Here is a 4,657-nt window from a genome sequence, read left to right on the forward strand (position 1 = left end):
CTGGGCCAAAGCCGGCGCAGCGACCTGGCTCGCCGACGCCGGCGTCATCGCCACCCTGGCGGTGTGGCACCTCATCGGCGCCACCTCGTCGGACGACGGCTACAACCTCACCATCGCCCGGATCGCGCCGAAAGCTGGCTATGTGGCCAACTATTACCGGTTCTTCGGGACGACGGAAGCCCCGTTCGACTGGTATCCGTCGCTGCTGGCGCGCCTGGCCGACGTCAGCACCGCCGGGGTGTGGATGCGGCTGCCGGCCACCGCCGCCGGGATGGCCTGCTGGCTGATCATCAGCCGCTGCGTGCTGCCTCGGCTGGGCCCGCAGGCCGGCAACGGCCTGGCCGCCAACCGAGTGGCGGTCGCGACCGCGGGTGCGATGTTCCTGGCGGCCTGGCTGCCGTTCGACAACGGACTGCGGCCCGAGCCGCTGATCGCGCTGGGCACGATGGCGACCTGGGTGCTGGTGGAGAACGCGATCGCCACCCGGCGGCTGGCCCCGGCCGCGGTCGCGATCGTCATCGCCGCGCTGGCCGCGACGCTGGCGCCGCAGGGGCTGATCGCGGTGGCCCCGCTGCTCACCGGCGCCCGGGCGATCGCAGAGGTGATCAAGCGGCGCCGGGCCAGCGACGGCCTGCTCGCGCCGCTGGCGGTGCTGGCCGCAGCGGCCTCGGTGATCACCGTCGTGGCGTTCCGGTCGCAGACGCTGGCGACGGTGGCCGAGTCGGCGCGGATCAAGTACGTCGTCGGCCCGACGATCGCCTGGTATCAGGAGTTCCTGCGCTACTACTTCCTCACGGTCGAGGAGAACGTCGACGGGTCGATGACCCGCCGCTTCGCCGTGCTGGTCATGGTGTTCTGCCTGTTCGCCATGCTGACGGCGCTGCTGCGGCGCGGGCGGGTGCCCGGGGTGGCCACCGGTCCGGCCTGGCGGCTGATCGGCGCCTGCGCGGTGGGGCTGCTGCTGCTGACGTTCACCCCGACCAAGTGGGCCGTGCAGTTCGGCGCGTTCGCCGGGCTGGCCGGCGCGTTGGGCGCACTCACCGCGTTCACCTTCGCCCGGATCGGGCTGCACAGCCGGCGCAACTTGTCGCTGTATGTGACCGCGCTGCTGTTCCTGCTGGCCTGGGCCACCTCGGGCGTCAACGGCTGGTTCTACGTCGGCAACTACGGGGTGCCGTGGTTCGACATCGCACCGGTGATCGCCGGCCGCCCGGTGACGACGATGCTGCTGGCGGCCTCGATCGGCACCGGCCTGCTGGCCGCCTGGCAGCACTTCCGGCTGGACTACGCCGGACACACCGAGGTGGCCGACACCCGTCGAAACCGGATTCTGGCATCCACACCGCTGCTGGTGGTAGCGACGCTGATGGTGCTGCTGGAGGTCGGCTCGATGGCCAAGGGCGCTGCGGGCCGCTACCCGCTCTACACCACTGCCAAAGCCAACCTGGCCGCACTGGCATCCGGGCTGGCACCCACCAGCTGCGCGATGGCCGACGACGTGCTCGCCGAGCCGGACCCCAATGTGGGCCTGCTGCAACCGGTTCCGGGTCAGCACTACGGTCCGGCAGGCCCGCTCGGCGGTGTCGACCCGGTGGGTTTTGACCCCAACGCCGTCGACGACGACCTGTCCTCGCTTGCCGTCATCGCCAAACCCGGCGTCGTCAATTCCGATGCGTCGCCGAACAAGCCCAGCGCCTCCGAGAGCGACTCCGCCGGCACCGCCGGCGGACGACTCCCCCCGGACGCGCCGGCCGGGGTCAACGGGTCCCGGGTGGCGCTGCCCTACCAGCTGGACCCGGCGGTCACCCCGGTGCTGGGCAGCTACAAGGAACAGATCGCCGCACACGCCACCTCGGTGTGGTACGGGCTGCCGGCCCCGGCCCCCGACCGCGCACCGATCGTAGTGGTGGCGGCCGCCGGCGCGATCTGGTCGCACGAAGAGGACGGCAAACTCAGCTACGGGCAACCACTGAAACTCCAGTGGGGCAGCACCGGGCCGGACGGCGAAATCCAGGCGCTCGGCCAGGTGGAGCCGATCGACATCGGCCCGCAGAACGCCTGGCGCAACCTGCGCTTCCCGCTGGCGTGGGCGCCGCCGGGTACCGACGTCGTCCGCGTCGTCGCGGCCGACCCGAACCTCTCCACCGAGCAGTGGCTCGCGTTCACCCCGCCGCGGGTGCCGGTGACAAAGACCATTCAACAGCTGATGGGCTCGCAGACCCCGGTGCTGCTCGACATCGCCACCGCGGCGAACTTCCCGTGCCAGCGGCCGTTCACCGAACATCTCGGTGTGGCCGAGCTGCCGGAGTACCGCATCCTGCCGGATCACAAACAAACCGCGTCGTCGTCGAACCTGTGGGAGGCCAGCGAGGACGGCGGGCCGTTCCTGGTCACCCAGGCGATGTTGTGGACCTCGACGATCCCGACCTATCTGCGCGGCGACTGGTACCGCGACTGGGGCTCGGTGGAGGCCTACCACCGGCTGGTTCCCGCCGGGGAAGCACCCGACGCCGTCGTCGAGCAGGGCGCCGTGACCGCCATGGGCTGGAGCCGGCCCGGACCGATCCGGGCCCTCCCATGACCTCCGCAGTGAGCCGACGGGTGGCCGCCATCGCCGGCCTGGCCGGCTTCGTGCTGTCGGTAGCCACTCCGCTGCTGCCGGTGGTGCAGACCACCGCGACGTTGAACTGGCCGCAGCACGGGCAACTGACCAACGTGACAGCGCCGCTGATCTCGCTGACCCCGGTGCGGATGACGGTCACCGCGCCGTGCGGGGCGGTGCGCTCGTTGCCGCCGGACGGCGGGCTGCTGCTGGGCACCGCGCCGGCGAAGGGCAAGGACGCCGCGCTGCAGGGGTTGTTCGTCACCGTCACCGGGCAGCGGGTGGACGTCACCGACCGCAACGTGGTGCTGGCCAGCGTGCCGCGCGCACAAGTGGAGTCGCCGCAGTGCTCACACATCGAGATCACCTCGTCGCACGCCGGCACCTTCGCCACGTTCGTCGGGCTGACCGAACGGTCCGGCTGGGCCGATCCCAACTTGCGCCCGCAGATCGTCGGGGTGTTCACCGACCTGACGGGCCCGGCCCCGGCGGGGTTGGAACTGGCCGCCGACATCGACACCCGGTTCTCCACCAGGCCGACCGCGCTGAAACTGGCCGCGATCATCGGTGCGATCGTCGCCACCGTCGTCGCACTGGTCGCGCTGTGGCGGCTGGACCGGACCGACGGGCGGAGTTCACGCGCCCTGCGCCTCCTTAGGCCGTTGCGGCCGGGCGGCCTGCGCAGCCTGATCCCCGCCCGGTGGCGATTCTTCACCGTCGCCGACGCCACGGTGATCTTCGCCTTTCTGGCCTGGCACGTGATCGGCGCCAACTCCTCCGACGACGGCTACGTGCTGGGCATGGCCCGTGTCGCCGGGCACGCCGGCTACATGAGCAACTACTTCCGCTGGTTCGGCAGCCCCGAGGACCCGTTCGGCTGGTACTACAACCTGCTGGCGTTGATGACGCGGGTCAGCGACGCCAGCATCTGGATCCGGCTCCCCGACCTGATCGCCGGGCTGGTGTGTTGGCTGCTGCTCTCCCGTGAGGTGCTGCCCCGGTTCGGCCCGGCGGTGTCGTCGAGCCGCGCCGCGCTGTGGGCGGCGGCGACGGTGCTGCTGGCGGCGTGGATGCCGTTCAACAACGGGCTGCGGCCGGAGCCGATCATCGCGGCCGGGTCGCTGATCACCTACGTGCTGATCGAGCGGGCGATGATCGCCGGGCGGATGACCCCGGCCGCGCTGGCGGTGGTCTGCGCCGCGTTCACCCTCGGCATCCAGCCCACCGGATTGATCGCGGTGGCCGCGCTGGTAGCCGGCGGCCGCCCGATCCTGCGGATTCTGGTGCGCCGGCACCGCCAAGTCGGCACCTGGCCGCTGGTGGCTCCGCTGCTGGCGGCCGGCTTCGTGATCCTGACCGTGGTCTTCGCCGACCAGACCCTGCGCGCTGTCGTCGAAGCCACCCGGATTCGCAGTGCGATCGGACCCAGCCAGGCTTGGTACACCGAGAACCTGCGCTACTACTACCTGATCCTGCCCACCGTCGACGGCTCGCTGTCGCGGCGGTTCGGCTTTTTGATCACCGCACTGTGTTTGTTCACCGCGATGTTCATCATGTTGCGACGCAAGAGGATTCCCGGGGTGGCCCGCGGCCCGGCGTGGCGGTTGATGGGCGTGATCTTCGGCACCATGTTCTTCTTGATGTTCACCCCCACCAAATGGGTGCACCACTTCGGTCTGTTCGCCGCGGTCGCCGCAGCAATGGCTGCGTTGGCGACCGTTTTGGTGTCGCATGACGTGCTGCGCTGGTCGCGCAACCGGATGGCGTTTCTGACCGCCCTGCTGTTTGTGCTGGCGCTGTGCTGGTCGACCACCAACGGCTGGTGGTACGTCTCCAGCTACGGCGTGCCGTTCAACTCCACCAAACCGCGCGTCGGGCCGATCACGGTTAGCACCATGTTTTTCATCCTGTTCGCGATCGCCGCGGTCTACACCGCGTGGCTGCACTTCGCCCCGCGTGCGGCCGGCGAGGGCCGGGTGGCCCGGGCGTTGACCGCCGCACCCGTCCCGGTCGCGGCCGGGTTCATGGTGGCGGTGTTCGTCGCGTCGATGGTGG

2 protein-coding genes are annotated in these 4,657 nt (G+C 70.5%); both read left to right on the forward strand.

Translation table 11 applies throughout. The features are described 5' to 3' along the window. Window positions 1–2,581: arabinosyltransferase (locus AC2VOP_RS09000; protein ID WP_486960637.1), on the forward strand; the 2,581-nt coding region annotated here is incomplete at its 5' end. Next, window positions 2,578–4,657 (forward strand): arabinosyltransferase domain-containing protein (locus tag AC2VOP_RS09005; RefSeq protein WP_486960638.1); only part of this gene is annotated, 2,080 nt, incomplete at its 3' end. The genes AC2VOP_RS09000 and AC2VOP_RS09005, both read left to right, overlap by 4 nt.

The sequence above is a fragment of the Mycobacterium sp. TH-M106 genome, assembly GCF_057473765.1.